The sequence below is a fragment of the Nonomuraea angiospora genome, from assembly GCF_014873145.1.
Classification (GTDB): domain Bacteria; phylum Actinomycetota; class Actinomycetes; order Streptosporangiales; family Streptosporangiaceae; genus Nonomuraea; species Nonomuraea angiospora.
Genome location: NZ_JADBEK010000001.1, coordinates 4,166,679 through 4,191,882, shown reverse-complemented (window position 1 = coordinate 4,191,882; position 25,204 = coordinate 4,166,679). Strand labels below are relative to the sequence as shown.

The window sequence follows — 25,204 nt, the reverse complement described above, 5'->3', positions numbered from 1 at the left end:
GACTATCGCCTCGCCATCGCTCTCATGAACGCCAGGTTGCCGTCGCCGGCCTCGGCGTCGCGGATCGTGGAGCCGGTGTACGACATGAACACGTCGTCCAGGGACGGCCGCGACACGCTCACCGATCTGATCGGCATGCCGAGCTCGGCGAACAGCCTCGGCACGAACTCCTCGCCCGAGGCCACCCCGAACGTCACCGCGCCCTCGCGCACGGCCGCCTCCAGCCCGAACCGCTCCCGCAGCGCCTTGATCGCCTCCGTGTCGTCGGAGGTCTGGATCTGCACCCGGTCCTTGCCGACGCTGGCCTTCAGCGCCTCGGGCGAGTCGATGACGACGATCTCGCCGTGGTCGATGATCGCGATCCGGTCGCAGTACTCGGCCTCGTCCATGTAGTGCGTGGTCATGAAGATGGTGATGTCCTCCAGGAGCCGCAGCTGGTTGATGTAGCCCCAGATGGCCGAGCGGGTCTGCGGGTCGAGCCCCACGGTGGGCTCGTCGAGGAAGAGCACGCGCGGGGAGTGCAGCAGCCCGCGGGCGATCTCCAGCCGCCGCTTCATGCCGCCGGAGAACGTCATCACCTTGGCGTCCCTGCGGTCCCACAGCGCGACCATCTCCATGACCTGCCGGATCCGGTCGCCGACCGCGCTCTTGGGCACGCCGTACAGCTCGGCGTGGAAGCGCAGGTTCTGCTCGGCGCTCAGGTAGCCGTCGAGGGTGGGGTCCTGGAAGACGAGGCCGATGTTCCTGCGGACCTCGTCACGATCCCTGACCACGTCGTGGCCCGCCACGGTGGCGCTGCCGCCGGTGGGGTTCACCAGCGTGCAGAGCATGCTGATGGTGGTGGTCTTGCCGGCGCCGTTCGGGCCGAGGAAGCCGAACACCTCGCCGGGGCGCACCTCGAAGTCGACGCCCTTGACGGCCTCGACCTTCCCGTACGTCTTCCGCAGGCCGCGCACGGCGACCGCCGCGTCAGCCGCCATCTCAGCCCTCCGACAGGATCTGGAACATGGACCTGCGCGTCTTCTTGACCAGCTCCTTGGCCGCCGCGATCTGACGCTCGTCGGCCGTGCGGACCAGGTGGGAGAACGCCTCGTTGAGCTGGGCCCAGAGCAGGCGCAACTCGTGGTGGTCCGGCGGCACGGCCGTGCGGGCGACCTCGTCCCACGGCGCCTCGTCGGCGTACCTGGCCGCCTGGCGGCGGCCCTCCTCCGTCAGCCGGTACGTACGGCTCCCGCCGGACTCGTCCCCGGACACCAGGCCCTCGTCCTCGAGCTGCTGCAGCGCCGGATAGACGGAGCCGGGGCTGGGCCGCCAGACGCCGCGGCTGCGCTCCTCGATGCTCTGGATCATCTGGTAGCCGTTCTGCGGTCCTTCGAGGAGCAGCGCCAGCAGGGCGGCCCGGACGTCGCCGCGGCGCACCCGCGGAGCGGGCGTCTCCCAGTGGACCACGGTGCCGAAGTGGGGCCCCGGCGGGTGCGGCGCGAAGGGCGGGCCGAAGCCGCCCGGCCCCGGCGGCGGACCGGGCGGGGGGCCCAGCGGGGGGCCCAGCGGGAGGCTGGGCGGGTGCGGGGGGATCGGGGGGTGGGGGTGCGGGGCATCCCAGAAGTCAGGCTCTTCCACGATTACCTCCAACTATCGAGATATCTTGACGATATATCTAGATAGTTGGCACGTGAAGGGCATTCCGGGCAGATCCCTGGAAGTTAGCGAGCGCTAACAGCGGCGGCGATGGCCGACCGCGCCATGGCGTGCAGCAGCGGCCGCATGTCCCCCGCGCCCAGCTCGCCCGCGCTGTGCGGCGTGGAGTTGAGCAGCCCGAACACGGCGTGCGTCGCGGCCCGCAGCCGCGCGGCCGGGCAGGCCGGGTGCAGCTCGGCCAGCACGGTGACCCACTCCTCGACGTAGAGCCGCTGCAGCCGCCTGATCTGGCGCCGCTCGGGCTCGGGCACGTTGCCCAGCTCCCTGTCGTGCACGGTGATCAGCGCCGGCTGCTCCAGGGCGAACGTGATCTGCACGTTGAGCAGCGCGTCCAGCGTCTCCTGCGGATCCGGGCACGAGGTGACCACCGCGGCGGCCGACTCGCGCAGCCGCGAGCTGACGTCGAGCAGCATCTCCGACAGCAGCGCGTCCTTGCCGCTGAAGTGCCGGTAGAGCGCGGGGCCCGAGACGCCGACCGCGGCGCCGATGTCCTCGATCGAGACGCCGTGGAAACCGCGCGCGGCGAACAGCCGGGCCGCCGCCTCCAGGATCTCCCCGCGCCTGTTGCGGCGATTCCGGGTAGGGGCGGTAGTGGTCACGTCTCACATGCTAGACGACTACGTTAATGATGACTAACATCTCGTGCTATGAGAGGGGCGTCATGAGCGAGTGGCCGGTGCTGAAGTCGTCCGCCGATCCCGGCGGCGAGGCGTACAAACGCAACGCCGAGCTCAACGAGCGGCTGGCCGCCGAGCTGCTGGAGCGGCTGGAGGCCGCCGCCCGGGGCGGCCCCGAGCGCTCGCGCGCGCGCCACGTCGAGCGCGGCAAGCTGCTGCCGCGCGACCGCGTAGACGGCCTGCTCGACCCCGGCTCCCGCTTCCTGGAGCTGTCGCCGCTGGCCGCCAACGGCCTCTACGACGACCAGGCGCCCGCCGCGGGGATCATCACGGGGGTCGGCCGGGTCTCCGGCCGCGAGTGCGTGATCGTCGCCAACGACGCCACCGTCAAGGGCGGCACGTACTACCCGATGACGGTCAAGAAGCACCTGCGCGCGCAGGAGGTGGCCCTGCACAACCACCTGCCGTGCGTCTACCTCGTCGACTCGGGCGGCGCGTTCCTGCCCAAGCAGGACGAGGTGTTCCCCGACCGCGAGCACTTCGGCCGCATCTTCTACAACCAGGCCACCATGTCCGCCCGCGGCATCCCGCAGATCGCCGCCGTGCTCGGCTCGTGCACGGCGGGCGGCGCGTACGTGCCCGCGATGAGCGACGAGGCCGTCATCGTGCGCGGCCAGGGCACGATCTTCCTGGGCGGCCCGCCGCTGGTGAAGGCGGCCACCGGCGAGGAGGTCACGGCCGAGGAGCTGGGCGGCGGCGACCTGCACGCGCGGGTCAGCGGCGTCACCGACCACCTGGCCGAGGACGACGCGCACGCGCTGGCCATCGTCCGGGACATCGTCTCCACCCTGGCCCCGCGCGCCCCAAGGCCGTGGGACACGATCGCGCCCGAGGCGCCTCGGCACGACCCGCGCGACCTGTACGGGATCGTGCCCGCCGACACGCGCCAGCCCTACGACGTGCGCGAGGTGATCGCCAGGATCGTGGACGGCTCGCGCTTCCTGGAGTTCAAGGCCGAGTACGGCTCGACCCTCGTGACCGGGTTCGCCCACCTCCACGGCCATCCGGTGGGGATCGTGGCCAACAACGGCATCCTGTTCAGCGAGTCCGCGATGAAGGGCGCCCACTTCATCGAGTTGTGCGACCAGCGGCGGATCCCGCTCGTCTTCCTGCAGAACATCAGCGGCTTCATGGTCGGCAAGGCCTACGAGGCGGGCGGCATCGCCAAGCACGGCGCCAAGATGGTCACCGCCGTCTCGTGCGCGCGGGTGCCCAAGTTCACCGTCGTGGTCGGCGGCTCCTTCGGGGCGGGCAACTACGCGATGGCCGGGCGGGCGTACTCGCCCAGGTTCCTGTGGATGTGGCCGAACGCCCGCATCTCGGTCATGGGCGGCGAGCAGGCCGCGAACGTGCTCACCACGGTCGGCACCGCCGACGCCGACGCGATCAGGGCCCAGTACGAGCACCAGGGCAACCCGTACTACTCCACGGCCAGGCTGTGGGACGACGGCGTGATCGACCCGCTCGACACCCGCACCGTCCTCGGCCTGGCGCTGTCCGCGGCGGCCAATGCCCCGCTCGAGCCCGCCGGTTACGGCGTCTTCCGGATGTGACGCATGTTGTTCGACCGTGTTCTGATCGCCAACAGGGGCGAGATCGCCGTACGGATCATCCGCACGCTGCGCCGGCTCGGCATCACGTCGGTGGCCGTGCACACGGCGTCGGACGCCGGAGCCCGGCACGTGCTGGAGGCCGACCTCTCCCACCAAGTGCCGAAATATCTGGATATTGAGGCAATTGTCGATGCGGCGCTGGCGTCCGGGGCGCAGGCCGTCCACCCCGGCTACGGCTTCCTCGCCGAGAACGCCGCGTTCGCGCGGCGGTGCGCGCAGGCCGGGCTGGTGTTCGTCGGCCCGCCGCCCGAGGCCGTCGACGCCATGGGCGACAAGATCCGCGCCAAGGCCACGGTGTCGGCGGCCGGGGTGCCCGTCGTGCCCGGCGGGGCCGAACCCGGAGACTCGCTGGAGTCCTGGCGCGAGTTCCCCGCGCTGATCAAGCCCTCCGCGGGCGGCGGGGGCAAGGGCATGGTGCTCGTACGGTCGGCCGCCGAGCTGCCCGACGCCCTGGAGTCGGCCCGGCGCACGGCACGGGCGGCGTTCGGCGACGCGACCCTGCTGATCGAGCGGTACGTCGAGAGCCCCCGCCACATCGAGCTGCAGATCCTGGCCGACACCCACGGCAACGTCCTGCACCTGGGCGAGCGCGAGTGCAGCCTGCAGCGCAGGCACCAGAAGATCATCGAGGAGGCCCCCTCGCCCTTCGTCGACCCTAAGACGCGCGCCCGCATGGGCTCGGCCGCGGTGGAGGCCGCGCGCTCGGTGGGCTACGTGGGGGCGGGCACGGTCGAGTTCATCGTGGACGGGACCACCGGGTCCTACCACTTCATGGAGATGAACACCCGCCTCCAGGTGGAGCACCCCGTCACCGAGCTGGTGACCGGGCTCGACCTGGTCGAGCTGCAGCTGCGGGTCGCGGCGGGCGAGCCGCTGCCGTTCGGGCAGGACGACGTGCGCCTCGACGGGCACGCCGTCGAGGCCCGCGTCTACGCCGAGGACCCGGCCCGCGGCTTCCTGCCGACGGGCGGCCACGTGCTGGCGCTGCGCGAGCCGGACGGCGGGGCCCCGGGCGGCCCCGCGCCCGTCGTACGGGTGGACTCCGGGCTGGTCGAGGGCGGCGTCGTGGGCAGCGAGTTCGACCCGATGCTCTCCAAGGTCGTCGCCTGGGCGCCGGACCGGGCCGCGGCGCTCAGGACGCTCGACCGGGCCCTGGCCCGCACGGCGGTCCTCGGCGTGGTCACCAACATCCCGTTCCTGCGGGCCCTCGCCGAGCATCCGGCCGTCAAGGCGGGCGAGCTGGACACCGGGCTGGTCGAGCGCGTGCTCCCCGAGCTGCTCCCGTCCGCCGATGTGCCCGCCGACGTGCTCGCGGCGGCGGCGCTCGCCTTCCACGCCCTGCCCCGGGGCGACGATCCGTGGGAGGTCACGGACGGCTGGCGGGTCGGCGAGCGGGCCTGGACGACGTGGCGGCTGGAGTCGAGGGACGGGGTGCACGCGGTCCAGGTCCGCGGCCTGCCCGAAGAATCCGCCGAAGTCCGGATGAACGATGAGATCGTGCCCGCGCGCATCCGGCTCGGCGACGGGGAGCTGACCGTCAAGATCGGCGGCCGCACCGAGCACTACCTGCGCGTACGCCATGCCGACACGCTCTGGCTCGGCAAGGACGGCGCGGCGTGGGCGCTCACCCGGCACCTCATCGGCGACCCCGGCGACCGGCCCGGCGCGGCGGCCCAGGGCGACGGCGTCGTCAGGAGCCCCATGCCCGGCACCGTCCTGGTGGTCAAGGCCCAGGCCGGCGACCGGGTCACCGAAGGCCAGCCGCTGGTGATCGTCGAGGCCATGAAGATGGAGCACACGGTCACCGCCCCGCGCGACGGTGTGGTCTCCGAGCTGGCGGTCCAGGCGGGCCAGCCGGTCGACATGGACGCGGTGCTGGCCGTAGTCGCCGGTGAGGGAGCGCCGTCGTCTGGAGGAGCGGCGGGAGCGCAGCGACCAGAGCGGGGGAAGGCGACGGCATCGAGGGCGACCGAACCCGCCTCACGGAGTGAGGCCATAAGCAGGGAGGAGGCGTGATGCCGTACCCGATGGAAGGGCTTCCGCAGCAGGTCACGATCTACGAGGTCGGCCCGCGCGACGGCCTGCAGAACGAGTCCTCGATCGTGCCCGTCGAGGTGAAGGCCGAGTTCATCGACCGGCTCGCGGACGCCGGGCACAAGGTGATCGAGGCGACCAGCTTCGTCCACCCGAAATGGGTGCCGCAGCTCGCCGACGCCGACGAGCTGCTGGCCCGGCTGCGCAGGAAGCCGGGCGTGCGCTACCCGGTCCTCGTCCCCAACCTGCGCGGCCTCGACCGGGCCCTGGAGCGCGGCGTGGACGAGATCGCCATCTTCGCCAGCGCCACCGAGACGTTCGCCGCCAAGAACCTCAACCGCAGCCTGGAGAGCCAGTTCGAGATGTTCGACCCGGTCGTGGCCAGGGCGCTGGACAACGGCGTGCGGGTGCGCGCGTACGTGTCGATGTGCTTCGGCGACCCCTGGGAGGGGCCGACGCCGATCGCCCAGGTCGTCTCCGTCGGGGAGCGGCTGCTCGGGCTCGGCTGCTACGAGCTGTCGCTCGGCGACACCATCGGGGTCGGCACGCCCGGGCACGTGACCGCGCTGATCAAGGCGTTCCGCCGCCCCGAGCGGCTCGCCGTGCACTTCCACGACACCTACGGCCAGGCGCTCGGCAACACCCTGGCCGCGTTGAGAGCGGGCGTGACCACGATCGACGCCTCCACGGGCGGCATCGGCGGCTGCCCGTACGCCGAGTCCGCCACCGGCAACCTCGCGACCGAAGACCTGGTCTGGATGTTGCGGGGGCTCGGCATCGAGACCGGGCTCGACCTGGGCAAGCTCGTGTCCACCAGCACCTGGCTGGCGGAGCTGCTCGGCCGGCCCAGCCCCTCCCGCGTCGTACAGGCGCTGTCGAAAGGCTGACCATGCTCAAGGACGAGTACGAAGAGCTGCGCAAGACCGTCGAGTCGTTCGCCCGCGAGGTGGTCGCGCCGGTGATCGGCGACTACTACGAACGGGAGGAGTTCCCGTACGACATCGTGCGGCAGATGGGCGCCATGGGGCTGTTCGGGCTGCCGTTCCCGGAGGAGTACGGCGGCATGGGCGGCGACTACTTCGCCCTGTGCGTGGCGCTGGAGGAGCTGGCCCGCGTCGACTCCAGCGTGGCGATCACCCTGGAGGCCGCGGTGTCGCTGGGCGCGATGCCGATCTACCGGTTCGGCACCGATGAGCAGCGCGAGCACTGGCTGCCCAGGCTGACCTCGGGCGCGGCCCTGGGCGCGTTCGGCCTGACCGAGCCCGGCGGCGGGTCCGACGTGCCGGGCGGGATGCGCACTACGGCCGTGCTGGACGGGCCCGAATGGGTGATCAACGGGACGAAGGCCTTCATCACCAACTCCGGCACCGACATCACGGCCGTCGTCGGCGTGGCCGCGATCACCGGCGAGCGGGAGATCTCCACGATCCTCGTGCCGAGCGGCACGCCCGGGTTCACGGTGTCGAAGAAGTACTCCAAGGTCGGCTGGAACGCCTCCGACACCCGCGAGCTGTCCTTCAGCGACTGCCGCGTCCCCGCCGCGAACCTGCTGGGCGAGCGCGGCCGCGGCTACGCCCAGTTCCTGCAGACCCTCGACGAGGGCCGCATCGCGATCGCCGCGCTCAGCGTGGGACTGGCCCAGGGGTGCGTGGACGAAAGCGTCAAGTACGTCAGGGACCGCAAGGCGTTCGGCCACCCGATCGGCCACTACCAGGCCATCCAGTTCAAGATCGCCGACATGGAGGCCCGCGCCCACACCGCCCGCCTGGCCTACTACCACGCGGCCGAGAAGATGCTGGCCGGGGCGCCGTTCAAGAAGGAGGCCGCGATCGCCAAGCTGGTCTCGTCGAACGCGGCCATGGACAACGCGCGGGACGCCACACAGGTGTTCGGCGGCTACGGGTTCATGAACGAGTTCCCCGTGGGGCGCTTCTACCGCGACGCCAAGGTGCTGGAGATCGGTGAGGGCACGAGCGAGGTGCAGCGCATGCTCATCGCCCGGCAGCTCGGCCTGGGCGACCTCTGAGCGTTTCCGGCCGAGCGTTTTCGGGTGAGCGCTTTCGGCGGGGCGAATCGAGGGAGTTTGCGTCCGCGACCTCGGACGATCTAGTGTCGTCAGTCATGACGGCTGACGATCTTCTCATCAGGAGGGCGGAGAAGGCGGACGCGGACGAGGTGTTCGCGCTGGCGCGTGAGTTCGGCCTGACGTTCAGGCCGGAGCGCGGGGCCTTCGACGCCGCCCTGCCCGAGCTGCTGGCGAACGAGGACGCCCTGCTGCTCGCGGCCGTCGTGGGCGGGCGGGTGCAGGGCTACCTGCTGGGGTTCGTGCATCTGACGCTGTTCGCCAACGGGCCGGTCGCCTGGGTCGAGGAGGCCATGGTCGGCTCCGGGGCGCGCCGGCAGGGGATCGGGCGGGCCCTGCTGGAGGAGTTCGAGCGGTGGGCGCGCTCGCGGGAGGCGGGCTACGTGGCGATGGCCACGCGGCGGGCGCCCGAGTTCTACCACGCGCTGGGCTACGAGGCCTCTGCCACGTTCTTCCGCAAGGTCCTGCGCTAGTTGTTCTGCCCCGGCGGCGGGGAATTCTGTCCTAGCCTGATGGCATTCTTAGGGCGTGAGTATCCATGCCGTCAGCCCCCGCTTCGTCGGGCGCGCCCGTGAGCTCGCCGCCCTCGGCGACGCGCTGGCCGGGGCGCGTGCCGGGGCGTCGTCCGCCGTGCTCGTCGGCGGAGAGGCCGGCGTCGGCAAGACCCGGCTGATCAAGGAGTTCACCGATCGGGCCGACGACGCGCTGGTGCTGGTCGGCGGGTGCCTGGAGCTGGGCACCGAGGGCCTGCCGTTCGCGCCGTTCACCGCCGTGCTGCGCGGGCTCGTGCGCGAGCTGGGCCGCGACGGGGTGGCGGCGCTGGTGCCGGGCGGCACGACGCGCGGGCTGGCGCGGCTGCTGCCCGAGTTCGGGGAGCCGGACGGCGACGGGCCCGAGGCCAGGGCGCGGCTGTTCGAGCAGGTGCTGGGGCTGCTGGAGCGGCTGGCCGAGGAGCGGCCCGTGCTGCTGATCGTCGAGGACGCCCACTGGGCCGACCGGTCCACCCGCGACCTGCTGTCGTTCCTGGTCCGCTACCAGCCGACCGCGGCGGGCCTGCTGATCGTGGTCACGTACCGCACCGACGAGCTGCACCGCACCCACCCCCTGCGCCCGCTCCTCGCCGAGCTGGGCCGGGTCGAGCGGGTGCGCAGGGTCGAGCTGCGCAGGCTCACCCGCAGGGAGGCCGTCGCGCAGGCGGCCGGCATCCTGGAGCGGGAGCCGTCCCCCGCCGACATGGACCTGATCTACGCGCGCAGCGAGGGAAACCCGCTGTTCGTGGAGGCGCTGCTGAGCGACGGAGGCGGCGTCGCGCTGCCGGAGTCGCTGCGCGACCTGCTGCTGGCCAGCGTCGAGCGGCTGCCCGCCGAGACGCAGGAGCTGCTGCGCGTGGCCAGCGCCGGCGGGCAGCGCATCGAGCACGACCTGCTCTCCGCCGTCGCCGGGCTCGACGAGAGCGCGCTCTCCAGCGCGCTGCGGCCCGCCGTGGCGGGAAACGTGCTCACCGTCGACGGCGAGGGCTACTGCTTCCGGCACGCGCTGATCCGCGAGGCGCTCCACGACGACCTGCTGCCCGGCGAGCACACCCGCCTGCACACCCGCTTCGCCGAGGCGCTGGAGCGCGACCTGTCGATCCTGCCCGCCCCGCGCGGCGCGATCGAGCTGGCCCACCACTGGCACTCCGCCCACGACGCCACCTGGGCGCTGGTCAGCGCCTGGCAGGCGGCCGGCGTCGCCCGCCGGTCCACCGCCTACGACGAGCAGCTCGGGATGCTGTCCAGGGTGCTGGAGCTGTGGGATCAGGTGCCCGACGCCGCCGAGCGCATCGACTGCGACCGCATCGACGTGCTCAGGAACACGGCCACGGTCGCACATCTCGCCGGCGAGTACGAACGGGCCGTCGCCCTGGCGAGCGCCGCCCTCGCCGAGATCGACCGCGACGCCGACCCGATCAGGGCGGCCAAGCTGCTGCGCCAGCGCGGCCTGACCCGCTACGACCTGGGCCGCCCCGGCTTCCTCGACGACCTGCGAGAGGCGGCCGCGCTGGTCGCCTCCGACAAGCCGACCAACCTCCGGGCCCAGGTCCTGGAGACCCTTTCCCGCATGCTCCACGGGCGCGAGGCCCTGTCGGAGCGGCTCACCACGGGCCGGCTCGCGATGGAGATCGCCCACGAGCTGGGCGACCCCAGGGTGGAGGCGCACGCGCTGATCGACCTCGCCTGGGCGCGATTCGGCTTCTCCGAGATCGAGGCGCAGATGGAGGCGTTCGCGCAGGCGCGCAGACTCGCCGGCGGCGACGAGGCGTTCAACGTGTTGATGCGCTGCGCGATCTCCGAGTCCGACGCGCTGGAGGGCGCGGGCCGCCACGAGCGGGCCGCGCAGGTGGCCCGCGACGGCATCGAGGAGGCCCGCCAGTACGGGCTGGCCCGCACCTCCGGCGCGTTCCTGGCGATCAACCTGGCCGAGCCGCTGGTGTCACTGGGGCAGTGGGACGAGGCGCTGGAGGTGATCGAGCGCGCGCTCGACCTCGCGCCGCCGGCGCCCACCCAAGCCAGCCTGCAGGGGTTCGCCATGGACATCGCGCTGGCGCGCGGGGAGCTCGACCGGGCGGAGCGGCTGCTGGGGTCGGCGCGGAACGTGCTGTCGCGCGGGACCTTCCGCGACCAGTCGGTCCTGCCGCACCTGTGCAGGGAGGTGCGGCTGCTGCACGCGCGCGGGGAACTGGAGGCCGCGGTGAAGGTGGCCGCCCAGGCCATGGAGGAGCGCGATCTGCTGGACACCCCGCGTTACTGCTGGCCGGTGCTGGTGACCATCGCCGACCTCCTCGGCTCCGTGGCGCCGCATCACGGGCGCGCCGCCATGGGTGTGGAAACCCCGCTGGCGAGGCTGCGGGCGCTGGGGCGGGAGCTCGAGGTCGACGGCGACCTCCAGCGGGCGCAGCACCTCACCTTCACGGCGCTGACGGGTCCCGAGCCGGACGACGGCGCCGCCGAGCCGCCCGCGTGGCGGTTCGAGGCCTGGGACCGGGCGGCGGGGGCGTGGGCGGCGCTGCGGCAGCCGTACGCCGAGGCCCGCTGCCTGGTGGGCGCGGCGCAGGCGGCGCTGGCGGGCGGCGACCGGCAGGAGGCCGCGGAACGGCTGGGCCGCGCGCGGGAGCTGGCCGCCCGGCTGGGCGCCACGCCGCTGCTGGAGCAGCTCGACGCCTTCGGGCGGCGGGCCAGGATCGGGGGCGCCGAGGAGGCGGCCGACGGGCCGCCGCTGGGGCTGACGGCTCGCGAGCTGGAGGTGCTGCGGGAGGTGGCGAACGGGCGGAGCAACCGGGAGATCGCCGAGGCGCTGTTCATCTCGGCGAAGACGGTGAGCGTGCACGTCTCCAACATCCTGGCCAAGCTGGGCGTCGCCACCCGGGGCGAGGCCGCCGCCACCGCCTACCGGCTGCGCCTGTTCGACGCGCCCGTGTGAGCGGCGCTCAGCCGGTGAGCTGGGCTTCCAGCCGGTAGCCGTCCACCGTGACGTAGACCTGGTCGCCGGGGCGGGCGTTCAGGCGCATCAGCACCGGCTGGAGGGAGTCGAAGACCGGCTGGTGGCCCTGCCAGACCAGGACGATGGCGTTGTCCCCGGGCCCGGTGACCGACAGCAAGGTGCCGGGGCGCATGCCGAGCTGGGCCGCGTAGCCCTCCGGCACCGGCACGGGGCCGCCCCTGAGGTGCTCGGGGGTCACCTCGATGCGCTGCCAGCGGCGCGGGTCCGAGGACGGGCTCGGCAGCGGCGGAGGCGGCGTCGGGGGAGCGCCCGCCAGGTTTCCGGAGAGCATCGGCGAACGGCCGCCCGACAGCGCCGAGAGCGTCGCCAGGGCCGCGGACGGGTCGATCGAGTTCGCCGGGGCCGGCGGGATGGGCTGGCCGCCCCGGTGGTGGTGGCCGTTGGCGCCCGGCGTGCGGCGGGGCAGGGGCTGGGCGGGCGACGGGGCCGAGGCCACCGGGTCGCCGCTCGTCTCCTGGGGCAGGGCGTCGTACCAGGCCTTGGCGGAGTGGGCGCGGATGCCCAGCTCGCCCATCAGCTCCACGACGTCCGCGTCGGGCGGGCTGGAGGCCAGCAGCTGCCTCGTACGGTCCTGCAGGCGGTGCAGGTCGCCCACGACCAGCCAGCCGTCCTGGAGGCGGCGGTCGGGCATGAGCGTCACCAGCACGCGCCAGAGCGGCGTGCGCAGCGAGGGGACCGTCACGGGGTGGGCGGGGTCGGCGCCGATGAGCTGGTCCTCGGTGGCCGCCGCGCCGAGCCATTCGGTCAGGCGGAACATGTGGCCCGTGACCGGCGCGGACTCCGAGGAGCGCAGCCAGTGCAGCACGCGCTCCTCGGCCGTGCGCTGGGCCTGGGAGAGCGCGTCCCGGTCGACCAGCATCTTGTGGGCGAGCGTCCGCAGGCTGACCGGGTCCTCGGCGAACAGCCGGTGCACGGCCACCGCCAGCTCCAGCTTGTCCAGGCTGCGGAACAGGTTGTCCACGACCCGCACCATCGCGTGGTCGGCGTCGGTCGGCACGGGGCTGCTGGGGGCCGACGGAGCGGTGGGAACGGGCGCCGCGTAGCTCGGGGCGCCGCTGCCCTTGGAGGCGCCCGCCGCGCCGGGGACGGCGGGCATGGAGCCGGTGCTGGGGCCACCCGGGATCGCGGGCATGGATCCCGTGCTGGGACCGCCGGGGACGGCCGGCATCGAGCCGGTGCTGGGACCGCCGGGGACCGCGGGCATGGACCCCGTGCTGGGACCGCCCGGGACCGCGGGCATCGAGCCGGTGCTGGGGCCGCCCGGGGGCACGGGAGAGCCGGTGTCCTGGCGGCCGGACTGCGCGCCAGGCTGAGAGCCGGACTGGGCGCCGGGCTGAGCGCCGGGCTGGGCGCCGGACTGGGGGCTCGCGGGGCGCTGCGGGGCGCGGTCGGGCTGGCCGGGGGCCGGGCGGGGCGGGAGGCCCTCGCCGGCGAACCCCTGCGGCTTCGCCGGCGACGGGCCGCTCTGCGGCTGCGCGGAGAACGAGCCGGTCTGCGCGGGGAACGACCCCGTCTGCCGCTGCTGCCCGCCGGCGTCCGGGGCCGGCAGGGCCGGGAAGGAGCCGGTCTGGCGCTCTTGCGAGGGGCCGGCCGGGCGATCCTGAGCGGAGCCGGTCTGACGGTCCTGAGCGGGGCCACCCGCGCGGTCGGACACCGAGGGGAAGGAGCCGGTCTGGCGGCCGCTGTCGGGCCCCTGGGCGGCCAGGGGGCCGGTCCCCGAGGGCTGCTGGGCCGGGAACGCCGGGAACGAGCCCGTCTGGCGCTGGTCGCCCGCGGCGGCCGGGCGCTGCGGCGCGTCGGCCTGGCCCTGTTTCGGGAAGAGGCGCTGATCGGGGCCGCCCTGGGCGGCGAACATGCCGGTCTGGGGCACCGGATCGGCCTGTACGGGGAAGGAGCCCGTGCCCCGGGTGAGCGGCCGGGTGACCTCGGGATGATCGGCCGCGGGGGCCTCACGCTGAGCCGGGATGCGGCCCAGGATCTCGCGGAAGACGGAGCCGATCACCACCTCGGGCGTCGCCGAGGGCGTGCCCAGGTCGCTGGGGGACAGGCGGCGCAGCCGCTGCCAGCCGCCGAGCCCGGTGATCGCCGTACGGGTGTCCTCGGGCCAGCCCGGCAGCGCCGGATCGATGTGGTGGACGGTCAGCGCGGGCAGCAGGTCGGCCAGCGGCAGGTGGTCCCAGCGGGAGGAGGCCAGCCGCGCCAGGCGCTCGCAGATCCAGTCGAGCCCCGCCGTGCCGAGCGCCCTCGACAGCGCGAGGGAGTGCCACCATCCCGCCGGCAGCCGCGGATCGCCCAGCGCTTCGGCCACCTGCTGCGGGCGGCTCCAGCGCAGCGCAGGGACTAGGTCGCTCAGGCAGATCGATGACTCGACTTCCATCGGCGGACCTTATCCTCCCCAGTGAGCCGCGTGGTGCTGACCGAAACGCGTGTGGCTAATGGTGCAGCTTACGCGGCAAGCTATCAATCAGTGTGAATAGGGTAAAGACGGTTCAGATCCAAACCGTACCGTGGCCGACCGCCCACCTGGGCCACACATGCGGCCCCAGCGCGGCAACCTGCCTCCAAAGCCGCCTCCTCGCCGACACCCTGCAGAACCCCGGTGAGGTACCCGGCGGCGAACGCGTCACCCGCTCCCGTCGAGTCCACGACCTCGGTGGACACACCCGCCGCCGCCGCGACGACCTCGCCGTCCACAGCGGCCAGCGCGCCCCTTGCTCCCAGCTTCACGATCGCTGTGCCGTATGTCTCACTCAAGAGTACGGCGGCGCGCTCCGCCGTCGTGGCTCCACTGAGCAAGAGGGCCTCATCGAGATTCGGGAGGATCAGGCCGGCGGGGGCGGATTCGCGGATGAAACGTTCGACCCCGAACTCGCGCAGCGGGCCGGTGGAGGCCGGGTCGACGCTGATCGCGATCCCGGCGGCGGCGGCCTCGGCCATCGCCAGCCTGGCCAGCCGCAGCCCGCCCTCCGCGAACAGCAGGTAGCCGGACAGGTGGAGCCGGGCGACGCCGTCGAGCAGGGCCGGGTCCCAGTCGGCCTCGGAGATCAGGCCGCCCGCGCCGCGGTTGGTGAGCATCGTACGCTCGCCGCTCCGGTCCACCATCGCGATCACGACGGCGGTGGGGCGGTCGGGATCGACCGAGACGTGCGGCCGCACGCCCGTCTTGGCCAGCTCGGTGGTGTGCCACTCGCTGCTGTCGTAGCCGAGCCTGGCCAGCAGGCGAACGTCGGCGCCGAGGCGGGCGGCCCAGGCGGCGGTGTTCGCGCCGGAGCCGCCGGGGCGCAGGACGATGTCGGCCGCCGTGTCGGTGCCCGACATGACCGGCGAACCATGCAACGCCACCACATCGGTGACCACATCACCGATGACGAGCAGGGCGCTGCCTGTCGCCCTGCCCGTCACTCCGCCCGTCACTCCGTCTGTCATGGGCGCGCCCATGACAGGGCGATCCGCGAGGCCAGGGCGACGTTGCCGCGCACGGCGGCCAGGTTGGCCTCCAGGGAGGCCCCGGCGGTGCCGTCCACCAGGTAGCCGAGCAGGAACGGCGTGATCGCCTGCCCCTTGACACCCTGCCGCTCGGCGGCGGCCAGCGCCTCGGCCAGCACGCGGTCGTGGAGCTCGGGGTCGAGCTGCTGGTCCACGGGGACGGGGTTGGCGACGATCAGCGCCGTCTCCTGGCCGCCGAGCGCGTCCTGGCCCCGCATGATCTCCGCCGCGTCGGCCGGCGACTCGATCCGCCATTCGATCGGCTGGCCGGAGGAGTGCAGGTAGAAGCCGGGGAAGGTGTCCGTCCGGTAGCCCGCCACGGTCACGCCGCGCGTCTCCAGCCGCTGCAGGGTCGCCGGCACGTCGAGGATCGACTTGACGCCGGCGCAGACGACGGTGATCCGGGTGCGGGCCAGCGTGTCGAGGTCGGCGGACTCGTCCTGGTCCTCGGTCCAGCCGCGGTGCACGCCGCCGAGGCCGCCGGTGGCGAAGACGCGGATGCCCGCGCGGGCGGCCAGGAACGACGTGGCCGACACGGTGGTGGCTCCGCTGGCCTTCAGCGCCGCCGCCACCGGCAGGTCCCGCTGCCCCAGCTTGCGCAGGCCGGACTCGGTCGCGATGCGCTCCAGCTCCACCTCGCCGAGGCCGATGCGGGGCACGCCGTCCAGCACGGCGATCGTGGCCGGGACGGCGCCGGCCGCCCGTACGATCCCCTCCAGCTCGCGCGCCACCTCCAGGTTGCGCGGCTGCGGCAGCCCGTGGGAGATGATCGTGGACTCCAGGGCGACGACGGGCGCGCCGCTCGCCAGGGCCTCGGCGACCTCGTCGGACGGCTGCAGAACGGAGTCGGGGGTGGTGCGCATGGTGAGTTTCTTGCTCCTTGGGTGATCCTGGCCTACTAGGGCGAAAAACGTATTTTACGGGGTTTTGTTCGGAACGCAGCAGGCCGCGGCGCTGATCGGCCGGCGGTCCACCTGAGGATCACACAGGGGGTGCGGCGCCCGCCAGTGACCCGGCGGATCGGGAGAAATGTCCGCGAGCGGGCGTTGACGGGTGGTGTGGGTGGGGTCGTATGGTGCGGTGATGGGGTCGTATGACGTGATCGTGGCCGGAGGCGGGCACAACGGGCTGGTGGCGGCCGCCTACCTGGCCGGGGCGGGGCGCAGCGTGCTCGTCCTGGAACGCCACGACCACGTGGGTGGCCTGGCGATCTCCGCGCAGGCCTTCCCCGGCGTCGACGTACGGCTGTCGCGCTACTCCTACCTCGTCAGCCTCCTGCCCTCCGCGATCGTCCGCGACCTGGGGCTGGACCTGGAGCTGCGCCGCCGCCGCTACGCGTCGTACACGCCCAAGGGCGACACCGGCCTGCTCGTGGACAACGAGGACGCGGCGGCCACGGCGGCCTCGTTCAGGGGCGTCACCGGCGGCGAGGCCGACCACGAGGCGTGGCAGGACTTCTACGGCATGACCGCGCGCGTGGCGCGGGCGCTGGCGCCCACGCTGCTCGAACCCCTCCCGTCCGCCGCCGAGGTCGAACGGCTCGTCGGCCCCGAGGCGTGGCGGGACCTGTTCCGGCGGCCGATCGGCCAGGCCGTGGAGGAGCGGTTCGGGGACGACACCGTGCGCGGCGTCGTGCTGACCGACGCGCTCATCGGCACGTTCGCCGACCCCGGCACCGACCTGCTCGCCAACCGGTGCTTCCTCTACCACGTGATCGGCGACGGCACCGGCGAGTGGAACGTCCCCGTCGGCGGCATGGGCGCCGTCTCGGGGGCGCTGGAGGCGGCGGCCAGGCGGGCGGGCGCCGAGATCAGGACCGGGGCCGAGATCGTGGGGATCTCGCCGTCCGGCGAGGTCACGTTCGCGGACGAGGGCGGCGAGCACACGGTGAACGGCGGCCACGTGCTGGTCAACCTGCCGCCGGCGGTGCTCGACCGGGTGCTGGGCCGGCCCGGGGAGGTGCCGGAGGGCGCGCAGCTGAAGGTCAACATGGTGCTGACGAGGCTGCCCCGGCTGAAGGACGCGTCCGTGGACCCGCGGGCGGCCTTCAGCGGCACGTTCCACATCAACGAGAGCCGCGACCAGCTCGCCGCGGCCTACGGGCAGGCGGCGCGCGGGGAGATTCCGGAGCTGCCGCCGGCCGAGGTCTACTGCCATTCGCTGACCGACCCGTCGATCCTCGGGCCCGGGCTGAGGGGCAGGGCGGAGACGATGACGCTGTTCGGCCTCCACATGCCCGCCCGCCTTTTCCGGAAAAATCCGGACAAGGCGAGGAAGGTGGCCCTGGAGGCCACCTTCGCCTCCATCAACTCCGTCCTCGGGGAGCCCATCGAGGAATGCCTGCTCAGGGCCCCCGACGGCACCCCGTGCGCCGAGGTCAAGACCCCGGTCGACCTCGAGAACGAGGCCGGGCTGCCCGGCGGCCACATCTTCCACACCGACCTGAGCTGGCCGTACGCGGAAGCGGGCGAGCGGTGGGGCGTGGAGACCGAGCACGAGCGCATCCTGATGTGCGGCGCCGGCGCCCGCAGGGGCGGCGGCGTGAGCGGGATCGCCGGCCACAACGCGGCCATGGCTCTGCTGAAGCGCTGATCCCCTGCACTGAGCCCCTGCACTGAGCCCCCGCACTGAGCCCCTGCACTGAGCCCCTGCACTGAGCCCCTGCACTGAGCCCCTGCACTGAGCCCCCGCACTGAGCCCCCGCACTGAGCCCCCGCACTGAGCCCCCGCACTGAGCCCCCGCACTGAGCCCCCGCACTGAGCCCCCGCACTGAGCCCCCGCACTGAGCCCCCGCACTGAGCCCCCCCGCACTGAGCCCCCCGCACTGAGCCCCCGCGCTGATCCTCCCGGGCTAGTCCTCCGAGATCAGCCTCGTGGCCACCTCCATGGCCACGGACGCCCGCTCCGCCTCCGGCACGTCCAGGTCGAAGAGGAACGGCACGCTGCCCAGGATCACCGCGAACACCGCCAGCCGGGCCTCGAACTTCCGCACAGGCCCGGACTCCGGATCCTCCAGCAGGGACACCATCTTGACGATCCCGGCCTGCATCCGCTCACCGGCCGGCAGGCCCTGCATCACGCCCTGGTTGACCTGCGCGAACTTGAACAGCGGACGCCACTGCCCCTCCAGCAGCTCGCCGATCCGCCGCAGGATCTCCCGCCTCGACTCCGGGGTCCTGGGCTGCGCGTGCCCCCACTCCACCAGTTCGTCGATCGACTCGGCCAGCCGCTCCCCGACGCTCTCCAGGATCGCCTCTTTGGTGCTGAAGTGGTAGTAGAGCGCCGGCCTGGTGATCTGCAGCCGCTCGGCCACCTCCTGCAGCGTGGTCTGCTCGTACCCCTGCTCGGCGAACAGCTCCAGCGCCACCTGCCGGATCCGGTCCCTGGTGTCCGTCCGCCGCCCTGCCATCCCGCTCCCATCACTTGACGACCGGCCCGCGATTGCTTACTTTCGCGTAAGTAAGCAATGCGACCGGCTTGCATGGAGCAGACTATGGCCGAAACCTTCCCTGTCCAGCGCACCTGCCCGTTCGCGCCCCCGCCCGAGTACGAGCGGATGCGCGAGCAGGCCTCCCTCGTACGAGCCTCGCTCCCCGGCGGGGACATCTGGCTCGTCACCCGGCACGCCGCGGCCAAGCAGGTCCTGTCGGGCACGGGCATCAGCACCAACCCGGCGACCCCCGGCCACCCCAACTGGGCGTTCAGACCGGAACCGCCCACCCCCGAGGAGCGGGCCGCGGCGCAGGAGTTCGCGGTCGGCCACTTCATCGACCTCGACCCGCCCGAGCACGGCCGGTTCCGGCGGCTGCTCATCCCCGAGTTCACCGTCAGGCGCGTCAAGGAGCTGCGGCCCGGCATCCAGCGCACCGTGGACGAGCTCATCGACGACATGCTGGCCAAGGGCGACGAGGCGGAGCTGGTGGAGGCGTTCGGGCTGGCGCTGCCGTCGCTGGTCATCTGCCAGCTGCTCGGCGTGCCCGTCGAGGACCGCGAGTTCTTCCAGTCGCGTACCCGCGAGATGCTCTCCAGCGCCGACGGCCCTGCCGCGAGCTACGCCGCGATCATGGCGCTCAGGGACTATCTCGACACCCTGGTCGCCAAGGCGGCGCGACAGCCCAAGGACGACCTGCTCGGACGGCTGATCGAGAGCGGCCGGCTCACCCATGCCGAGCTGGTGGGCGTGACCTTCCTGCTGCTCGTCGCGGGCCACGAGACCACCGCGAACATGATCCCGCTCTCCGCCCTCACCCTCCTGCGCCACCCCGCCCAGCTCGCCGCGCTGCGCGAGAACCCGGACAAGTGGCCCATGGCGGTGGACGAGCTGCTGCGCTACCACTCGATCGTGGACTGGGTGGCCTTCGACCGGGTGGCCGTCGAGGACCAGGAGATCGACGGGCAGCTCGTCAGGAAGGGCGAGGGCATCTTCGTGCTCGGCGCCTCCGCCAACAGGGACGAGCGGGCGTTCGAGCGGCCGGACGAGTTCGACGTCGAACGCGGGGCGCGCCACCACGTGGCGTTCGGGTACGGTGTCCACCAGTGCCTCGGCCAGAACCTGGCCAGGGCCGAGATGGAGATCGCGCTGCGCACGCTGTTCGAGCGCATCCCCGGCCTGCGGGTCACCGTGCCGGACGAGCAGCTGCCGATCAAGAGCGACGGCCCCATCTTCGGCCTCAAGACGATGCCCGTAGCCTGGTGATCTCATGGAACGCGCATGATGGCGTTTATCAGGTTTTCATGATGAGCCTCTAGCGTTTGACGCATGAGTGAGCCCGCACGGTTGCTGGTGGTGGACGACGAGCCCGCGTTGCGCGAGGCGCTGCAGTCGAGCCTGGAGTTCGAGGGCTACAAGGTCGTCACGGCCAACGACGGGCAGGCGGCGCTGGACGCGGTCGCCGCCGACACCTACGACGCGGTGCTGCTCGACGTCATGATGCCCCGGCTCGACGGGCTGACCGCGTGCCGGCGCCTGCGCGCCTCGGGCAACCACATCCCGGTCCTCATGCTCACCGCCCGCGACGCGGTGGGCGACCGGGTCTCGGGGCTCGACGCGGGGGCCGACGACTACCTCGTCAAGCCGTTCGAGCTGGACGAGCTGCTGGCCCGCGTCCGCGCCCTGCTGCGGCGCGGCGCGCTGAGCGCGAGCCCCGCCGAGGGCGCCGACACGCTCACGTACGGCGACCTGCGCATGGACCTGGCGACCAGGGAGGTCACGCGCGCCGACCGCCGGCTGGACCTGACGCGGACCGAGTACCTGCTGATGGAGCTGTTCCTGGCGCACCCGCGCCAGGTGCTCACCAGGGACCAGATCCTCAGCGAGGTGTGGGGGTTCGACTTCGAGCCGACGTCCAACTCGCTCGACGTGTACGTCATGTACCTGCGGCGCAAGACCGAGGCCGGGGGGCAGCCGCGTGTGATCCACACGGTGCGCGGGGTGGGGTACGTCCTCCGGGCCACGCCGTGATCTGGCGCAGCCTCCGCACCCGCCTCACACTCCTGGTCACGGCGGCCGTAGCCCTGGCCATCGCGATCAGCGCGGGCGCGTGCTTCATGATCGTGCGAGGGCAGCTCTACGACCAGGTGGACCGGGAGCTGAAGCCGCGTCCCGGCGAGAACAACCTGCCCTGGCTCATGGAGCACTGCCGCCCCACTCCCGAGCCCGCCGGACCTTACGGTCCGCCGCAGGCGACGCAGATCATCTACAGTGACGGCCGCCCCACCTGCTATCTGGGCGCGGCGTTGAAGATCACGCCGGAGGACCTCAGCCTCGCGGCGGAGGGTGGGAGGCCGCATACCCACAACGGGCTGGCCGAGGACGGCTCGCCCATGCGCATCGTCACGGCCAACGTCGGCCCCGGCGTCGCCGTCATGGACGCCCGGCCGATGGGCCGGCTGCAGAACACCTTGCAGAACGTGGCGTTGCTGCTCGGCTTCGTGTCGGCGCTCGGCGTGCTGGGCGCCGCCACGGCGGGCCTGCTCATCGCCCGTGCCGCGCTGCGCCCCGTGGGCAGGCTCACCAGGGCCGTCGAGCACATCGCGCAGACCGAGGACCTCGACACCCGCATCCCCGTCACCGGCAACGACGAGATCGCCCGGCTCTCCTCCTCCTTCAACGCCATGACCACCGCCCTGGCCGGCTCCCGCGAGCGCCAGAAACAGCTCGTCGCCGACGCCGGCCACGAGCTGCGCACCCCCCTGACCACCCTGCGCACCAACATCGACCTGCTCCTCCGCAGCGAGCAGACGGGCCGCAGTCTCGACCCCGACGCCAAGAAACGCCTGCTCACCAACGTCAAGGCCCAGTTCGCCGAGCTGTCCACGCTCGTCGCCGACCTCCTCCAGCTGGCCAGGGGCGACACCGAGCACGAGCCGCACGTCGAGCTGCCCTTCCACGAGGTCGTGACGGCGGCCGTCGAGCGGGCCAGGCTGCGCGGCGCCGAGGTGGTCACCGACCTCAGGCCCTGGTACGTCGTCGGCAGCGCCACCTCCCTCGAACGCGCCGTGCTCAACCTCATCGACAACGCCGCCAAGTTCAGTCCCGGAGGCCAGGTCGAGGTGTCGTTGTGGCAAGGCAAACTGTCCGTGCGCGACCACGGCCCGGGGCTGCCGGAGGAGGAGCTGCCGCACGTCTTCGAGCGCTTCTGGCGCTCCCCGTCCGCCCGTGGCCTGCCCGGATCCGGGCTGGGCCTGGCGATCGTGGCGCAGGCCGTCGCCGAGGCCGGGGGAGAGGTACGTCTGGCGAATGCGCCCGGTGGTGGAGCGATCGCGACAATGGACCTTCCCGGAACTCTCATGCGTAACTCAGAATCGGATAAGTCCCGTTAAAGACCCGACCCGTGAGCTGGCTGCATGGAGATAACAGCAGTAAGGACGCGCCTGGTCGAGGTGGTCGTCCCGGTCTACAACGAGCAGCGGGCGGTCCGCGAGAGCATCACCCGGCTGCACGCGTACCTCACCGGGAACTTCCCCTACGGCTTCCGCATCACGATCGCGGACAACGCCAGCACCGACACCACCTGGCAGCTGGCCACGGAGCTCGCCCAGGAGCTCCCGCACGTGCGGGCCGTGCACCTCGACGAGAAGGGCCGTGGCCGGGCGCTGCGGCTGGTCTGGTCGCAGAGCGAGGCCGACGTCGTCAGCTACATGGACGTGGACCTGTCCACCGACCTCGATGCGTTTCTGCCGCTGGTCGCGCCGCTCCTGTCCGGCCACAGCGACCTGGCCATCGGCACCCGCCTGGCCAGGGCGTCGCGGGTCGAGCGGGGGCCGAAGCGCGAGTTCGTCTCCCGCTCGTACAACCTGCTGCTGCGCTCCGTGATGGGGGCCGGGTTCTCGGACGCGCAGTGCGGGTTCAAGGCCGTCCGTACGGAGATCGCGCAGGCGCTGCTGCCCGGCGTCGAGGACGAGCAGTGGTTCTTCGACACCGAGCTGCTGCTGCTCGCCGAGCGGCACGGGCTGCGCATCCACGAGGTGCCCGTGGACTGGGTGGACGATCCGGACAGCCGGGTCGACATCATCCAGACCGCGCTCGACGACCTGCGCGGCCTGGCCAGGGTCGCGCGTAAGACGCTGTCGGGGGCGGCCCGCATCCCGGTGCCGGCCCGGGTCGAGCGGGCCGAGCTGCCGAAGGGGATGGCCAGGCAGCTGCCCAGGTTCGCGATCGTCGGGGTGGTGAGCACGCTGGCGTACCTGGCGCTGTTCTCGCTGCTGCGGCAGATGGTCTCCCCGCTGGCCGCCAACGCGATCGCGCTGCTGGTCACTGCCGTGGCCAACACCGCCGCGAACCGCCGCTTCACCTTCGGCGTCAAGGGCTCGGCCGGGGCGATGCGGCACCAGTTCGAGGGCCTGATCGCGTTCTTCGTCGGGCTGGCGCTCACCTCGGGCAGCCTCGCGCTGCTGCCCGCCGGCGTCTCGCACGGCGTGGAGCTGGTCGCGGTCATCATCGCCAACGCGGCGGCCACGCTCGTCCGCTTCCTGCTGCTGCGCGTGTGGGTCTTCAACCCCAGGCGGAGGACGGCACGATGACCGCCACCGCCATGCGGCCCGGGCACCGGGCCGCCACGAGCCGCAGCCTGCCCGCACGCGTCCTGCTGGGCGCCGAGGAGGACCCGCGCTGGTCGCGGCCCGCCATGTGGGCGGTGCTCGCCGTCGCGTTCGTCCTGTACGCGTGGGGGCTGAGCGGCAACGCCAACGAGTACTACGCCGCCGCCGTCCTGTCCGGCACGCAGAGCTGGAAGGCGTTCTTCTTCGGCGCGCTCGACGCCGGGTCGTTCATCACCGTGGACAAGCCGCCCCTGGCGCTGTGGGTGATGGGGCTGTTCGCGCGGATCTTCGGCTACGGCACGTGGAGCATGCTGCTCCCGCAGGCCCTGGCGGGGGTGGCCGCCGTCGGCCTCGTCTACTCCGCCGTGCGCCGCGCCTGCTCCGGGAGGACGTACGCCGACGCGGCGGCCCTGGTCGCGGCCGTGGTCATGACGCTCACCCCGATCACCGTGGCGATCAACCGGGACAACAACCCCGACACGATCCTCGTGCTGCTGCTCGTGCTGGCGGCCTGGTTCTGCCTGGAGTCGCTGCGTACCGGGCGGCTGCGGTCGCTGCTGGTGTGCGCGCTCTTCGTGGGGCTGGCCTTCAACGCGAAGATGCTCCAGGCGTACCTGGTGGTGCCGGCCTTCGCGCTGGCGTACCTGCTGTGCGCCCGCGTGCCGTGGCTCAGGCGGGTGGGGCACCTGCTGGCGGCCGGCCTGGTCATGCTGGTGTCGAGCGCCTGGTGGATGGTGATCGTCGACCTCTGGCCCGGCGACTCGCGGCCGTACGTCGGCGGCTCCACGGACAACTCCGTCTGGGACCTGGTGATCGGCTACAACGGCCTCGGCCGGATCTTCGGCCAGGGCGGCGGCCCCGGTGGCGGGGCCGGTGGCGGCGGCTTCGGTGGGGAGTCCGGGGCCGGGCGGCTGTTCAACGACATCCTGGCGGGGCAGATCTCCTGGCTGCTGCCGTTCTGCGTGGTGGCGCTGGTCTTCGCCGCGGTCATGCGGGTGCGCCGGATCGAGGGCCCGTCCGGGGCGGCGTGGCTGGTGTGGGGCGGCTGGCTGGTCGTCCACTATGTCGTGTTCAGCTTCTCCAGCGGCACGTTCCACCCGTACTACACGACCGCGATGGCGCCCGCCGTGGCCGCTCTGTGCGGGCTGGGCGGGGTGAGCATGTGGCAGGAGTACCGGCGCTCGCGGGCCTGGGCCTGGGTGCTGCCGCTGGCGGTGGCCCTGACGGGCGGCTGGTCGTTCGTGGTGCTGCGCCGCACGCCCGACTGGGCGCCGTGGCTGGCCTGGGTCGTGCTCGGGGCGACCTTGGCGGCCGTGGCGGTGCTGGTGCTGGCCAGGGTACGGGCGCAGGTGACGGTCAGGATCGCCGCCCTCGCGCTGGCGGCCACGGCGGTGGCCGGGCTGGCCGGGCCCGCCGCGTACGCGGTCACGCCGCTGGGGTCGCAGGTGAACGGGACGAACCCGACCGCCGGCCCGAACGCGGGACAGATGGGCTTCGGCCGGATGGGCGGCGGCCCGGGCGGCCAGTTCCGGGGCGGTCAGTTCCCGGGCGGCCAGTTCCCCGGCCGCGACTTCCCCGGCGGTCAGGAACAGCCCGGCGGTCAGGACGCGGGCTCCGGGACGGGGCGGGTCGGCCGGGCGGGCTTCATGGGCGGCGGCCCCGGCGGCGGGATGAGCGACTCCATGGTCAAGTACCTCCTGGCGAACCAGGGCACGGCCACCTGGCTGGTCGCGGTGAACAGCGCCATGCAGGCCTCGCCGACCATCCTGTCCACCGGCCGGCCCGTGCTCGCCATGGGCGGCTTCACCGGCAGCGACGCCGCCATGACCGTGGATCGCCTCAAAGAGCTCACCTCCTCCGGGCGACTCCGCTACGTCCTGTCGGGCGGCGACCGCGGCGGGCCGGGCCGGGGCAACACCGAGGTGTCCACCTGGGTCCAGCAGAACTGCAAGGCCGTGGACGGCCAGGACGGCCTCTACGACTGCGCCGGCTGACCGGGAAAGGGGCAACGATCCCGGCCTCCCCGCGCGCC

19 protein-coding genes are annotated in these 25,204 nt (G+C 72.8%); 12 read left to right on the top strand and 7 right to left on the bottom strand.

The genetic code is table 11. The features are described from left to right. Positions 1–2 precede the first annotated feature (2 nt). From H4W80_RS18920 to H4W80_RS18910, 3 genes are all read right to left on the bottom strand, one after another. On the bottom strand, positions 3–980 hold the full coding sequence (locus H4W80_RS18920) for an ATP-binding cassette domain-containing protein (RefSeq protein ID WP_192786310.1): 978 nt from the start codon (positions 978–980) through the stop codon (positions 3–5). A 1-nt stretch (position 981) separates the two neighbouring features. Beyond that, the gene (locus tag H4W80_RS18915) at positions 982–1,620 is read right to left on the bottom strand and encodes a PadR family transcriptional regulator (protein ID WP_318786936.1); all 639 of its coding nucleotides are present in this window, start codon (positions 1,618–1,620) and stop codon (positions 982–984) included. A gap of 83 nt (positions 1,621–1,703) precedes the next feature. Then, a complete protein-coding gene (locus H4W80_RS18910) occupies positions 1,704–2,297 on the bottom strand; it encodes an SACE_7040 family transcriptional regulator (RefSeq protein ID WP_192786309.1) in 594 nt (197 codons plus the stop codon). 62 nt (positions 2,298–2,359) lie between these two features. On the opposite strand from H4W80_RS18910, the gene H4W80_RS18905 reads away from it, so the two are divergent. The 6 genes from H4W80_RS18905 (at position 2,360) to H4W80_RS18880 (ending at position 11,564) form a co-directional block, all read left to right on the top strand. Then, on the top strand, positions 2,360–3,928 hold the full coding sequence (locus tag H4W80_RS18905; protein ID WP_192786308.1) for a carboxyl transferase domain-containing protein: 1,569 nt from the start codon (positions 2,360–2,362) through the stop codon (positions 3,926–3,928). 3 nt (positions 3,929–3,931) lie between these two features. After that, positions 3,932–6,004 carry an acetyl/propionyl/methylcrotonyl-CoA carboxylase subunit alpha gene (locus H4W80_RS18900; RefSeq protein WP_192786307.1) on the top strand — a complete coding sequence of 691 codons (2,073 nt, stop codon included), beginning with the start codon at positions 3,932–3,934 and terminating at the stop codon, positions 6,002–6,004. After that, complete coding sequence (locus H4W80_RS18895; protein WP_192786306.1) at positions 6,004–6,909, top strand: hydroxymethylglutaryl-CoA lyase; 906 nt, start codon at positions 6,004–6,006, stop codon at positions 6,907–6,909. Before H4W80_RS18900 ends, H4W80_RS18895 begins: the two co-directional genes overlap by 1 nt. Positions 6,910–6,911: 2 nt before the next feature. Continuing rightward, a complete protein-coding gene (locus H4W80_RS18890) occupies positions 6,912–8,048 on the top strand; it encodes an acyl-CoA dehydrogenase family protein (protein WP_192786305.1) in 1,137 nt (378 codons plus the stop codon). 95 nt (positions 8,049–8,143) lie between these two features. Beyond that, a complete protein-coding gene (locus H4W80_RS18885) occupies positions 8,144–8,578 on the top strand; it encodes a GNAT family N-acetyltransferase (protein WP_192786304.1) in 435 nt (144 codons plus the stop codon). A gap of 55 nt (positions 8,579–8,633) precedes the next feature. Further along, entirely contained in the window at positions 8,634–11,564 is a 2,931-nt protein-coding gene (locus H4W80_RS18880; protein WP_192786303.1) for an ATP-binding protein, read from the top strand. Positions 11,565–11,571: 7 nt separating this feature from the next. Here H4W80_RS18880 and H4W80_RS18875 read toward each other — a convergent pair whose 3' ends face one another. From H4W80_RS18875 to H4W80_RS18865, 3 genes are all read right to left on the bottom strand, one after another. Then, on the bottom strand, positions 11,572–14,022 hold the full coding sequence (locus tag H4W80_RS18875) for a hypothetical protein (protein ID WP_192786302.1): 2,451 nt from the start codon (positions 14,020–14,022) through the stop codon (positions 11,572–11,574). An 83-nt stretch (positions 14,023–14,105) separates the two neighbouring features. Continuing rightward, positions 14,106–15,071, bottom strand: a complete 966-nt coding sequence (locus tag H4W80_RS18870; RefSeq protein WP_192786301.1) for a carbohydrate kinase family protein — start codon at positions 15,069–15,071, stop codon at positions 14,106–14,108. Further along, on the bottom strand, positions 15,068–15,994 hold the full coding sequence (locus H4W80_RS18865) for a pseudouridine-5'-phosphate glycosidase (protein WP_192786300.1): 927 nt from the start codon (positions 15,992–15,994) through the stop codon (positions 15,068–15,070). Before H4W80_RS18865 ends, H4W80_RS18870 begins: the two co-directional genes overlap by 4 nt. Before the next feature lie 220 nt (positions 15,995–16,214). Between H4W80_RS18865 and H4W80_RS18860 the strand changes: the two genes are divergently transcribed. Beyond that, on the top strand, positions 16,215–17,723 hold the full coding sequence (locus H4W80_RS18860; protein ID WP_192786299.1) for a phytoene desaturase family protein: 1,509 nt from the start codon (positions 16,215–16,217) through the stop codon (positions 17,721–17,723). 260 nt (positions 17,724–17,983) lie between these two features. Here H4W80_RS18860 and H4W80_RS18855 read toward each other — a convergent pair whose 3' ends face one another. After that, positions 17,984–18,541: a TetR/AcrR family transcriptional regulator gene (locus H4W80_RS18855; protein ID WP_192786298.1), complete on the bottom strand. Its 558-nt coding sequence runs from the start codon at positions 18,539–18,541 to the stop codon at positions 17,984–17,986. Between the two features lie 84 nt (positions 18,542–18,625). Between H4W80_RS18855 and H4W80_RS18850 the strand changes: the two genes are divergently transcribed. The 5 genes from H4W80_RS18850 (at position 18,626) to H4W80_RS18830 (ending at position 25,166) form a co-directional block, all read left to right on the top strand. Continuing rightward, entirely contained in the window at positions 18,626–19,828 is a 1,203-nt protein-coding gene (locus H4W80_RS18850; protein ID WP_192786297.1) for a cytochrome P450, read from the top strand. A 63-nt stretch (positions 19,829–19,891) separates the two neighbouring features. Further along, positions 19,892–20,593, top strand: coding sequence for a response regulator transcription factor (locus tag H4W80_RS18845; RefSeq protein ID WP_192786296.1), 702 nt, complete (start codon positions 19,892–19,894; stop codon positions 20,591–20,593). Further along, a complete protein-coding gene (locus H4W80_RS18840) occupies positions 20,590–21,954 on the top strand; it encodes a sensor histidine kinase (RefSeq protein WP_318786935.1) in 1,365 nt (454 codons plus the stop codon). The genes H4W80_RS18845 and H4W80_RS18840 overlap by 4 nt, the downstream gene beginning before the upstream one ends. Before the next feature lie 24 nt (positions 21,955–21,978). Then, positions 21,979–23,154 (top strand): bifunctional glycosyltransferase family 2/GtrA family protein, encoded by a 1,176-nt coding sequence (locus H4W80_RS18835; protein ID WP_192786295.1) that lies wholly within the window; start codon positions 21,979–21,981, stop codon positions 23,152–23,154. Next, positions 23,151–25,166, top strand: a complete 2,016-nt coding sequence (locus H4W80_RS18830; RefSeq protein ID WP_225963528.1) for an ArnT family glycosyltransferase — start codon at positions 23,151–23,153, stop codon at positions 25,164–25,166. Before H4W80_RS18835 ends, H4W80_RS18830 begins: the two co-directional genes overlap by 4 nt. Positions 25,167–25,204 lie beyond the last annotated feature (38 nt).

Bases quoted from the DNA above. Each gene is read 5' to 3' on its own strand.
- H4W80_RS18920 (WP_192786310.1), bottom strand. From the start codon at position 980: ATGGCGGCTGACGCGGCGGTCGCCGTGCGCGGCCTGCGGAAGACGTAC.
- H4W80_RS18905 (WP_192786308.1), top strand. From the start codon at position 2,360: ATGAGCGAGTGGCCGGTGCTGAAGTCGTCCGCCGATCCCGGCGGCGAG.
- H4W80_RS18900 (WP_192786307.1), top strand. From the start codon at position 3,932: ATGTTGTTCGACCGTGTTCTGATCGCCAACAGGGGCGAGATCGCCGTA.
- H4W80_RS18895 (WP_192786306.1), top strand. From the start codon at position 6,004: ATGCCGTACCCGATGGAAGGGCTTCCGCAGCAGGTCACGATCTACGAG.
- H4W80_RS18890 (WP_192786305.1), top strand. From the start codon at position 6,912: ATGCTCAAGGACGAGTACGAAGAGCTGCGCAAGACCGTCGAGTCGTTC.
- H4W80_RS18885 (WP_192786304.1), top strand. From the start codon at position 8,144: ATGACGGCTGACGATCTTCTCATCAGGAGGGCGGAGAAGGCGGACGCG.
- H4W80_RS18875 (WP_192786302.1), bottom strand. From the start codon at position 14,022: ATGGAAGTCGAGTCATCGATCTGCCTGAGCGACCTAGTCCCTGCGCTG.
- H4W80_RS18870 (WP_192786301.1), bottom strand. From the start codon at position 15,071: ATGACAGACGGAGTGACGGGCGGAGTGACGGGCAGGGCGACAGGCAGC.
- H4W80_RS18865 (WP_192786300.1), bottom strand. From the start codon at position 15,994: ATGCGCACCACCCCCGACTCCGTTCTGCAGCCGTCCGACGAGGTCGCC.
- H4W80_RS18860 (WP_192786299.1), top strand. From the start codon at position 16,215: ATGGGGTCGTATGACGTGATCGTGGCCGGAGGCGGGCACAACGGGCTG.
- H4W80_RS18855 (WP_192786298.1), bottom strand. From the start codon at position 18,541: ATGGCAGGGCGGCGGACGGACACCAGGGACCGGATCCGGCAGGTGGCG.
- H4W80_RS18850 (WP_192786297.1), top strand. From the start codon at position 18,626: ATGGCCGAAACCTTCCCTGTCCAGCGCACCTGCCCGTTCGCGCCCCCG.
- H4W80_RS18845 (WP_192786296.1), top strand. From the start codon at position 19,892: ATGAGTGAGCCCGCACGGTTGCTGGTGGTGGACGACGAGCCCGCGTTG.
- H4W80_RS18835 (WP_192786295.1), top strand. From the start codon at position 21,979: ATGGAGATAACAGCAGTAAGGACGCGCCTGGTCGAGGTGGTCGTCCCG.
- H4W80_RS18830 (WP_225963528.1), top strand. From the start codon at position 23,151: ATGACCGCCACCGCCATGCGGCCCGGGCACCGGGCCGCCACGAGCCGC.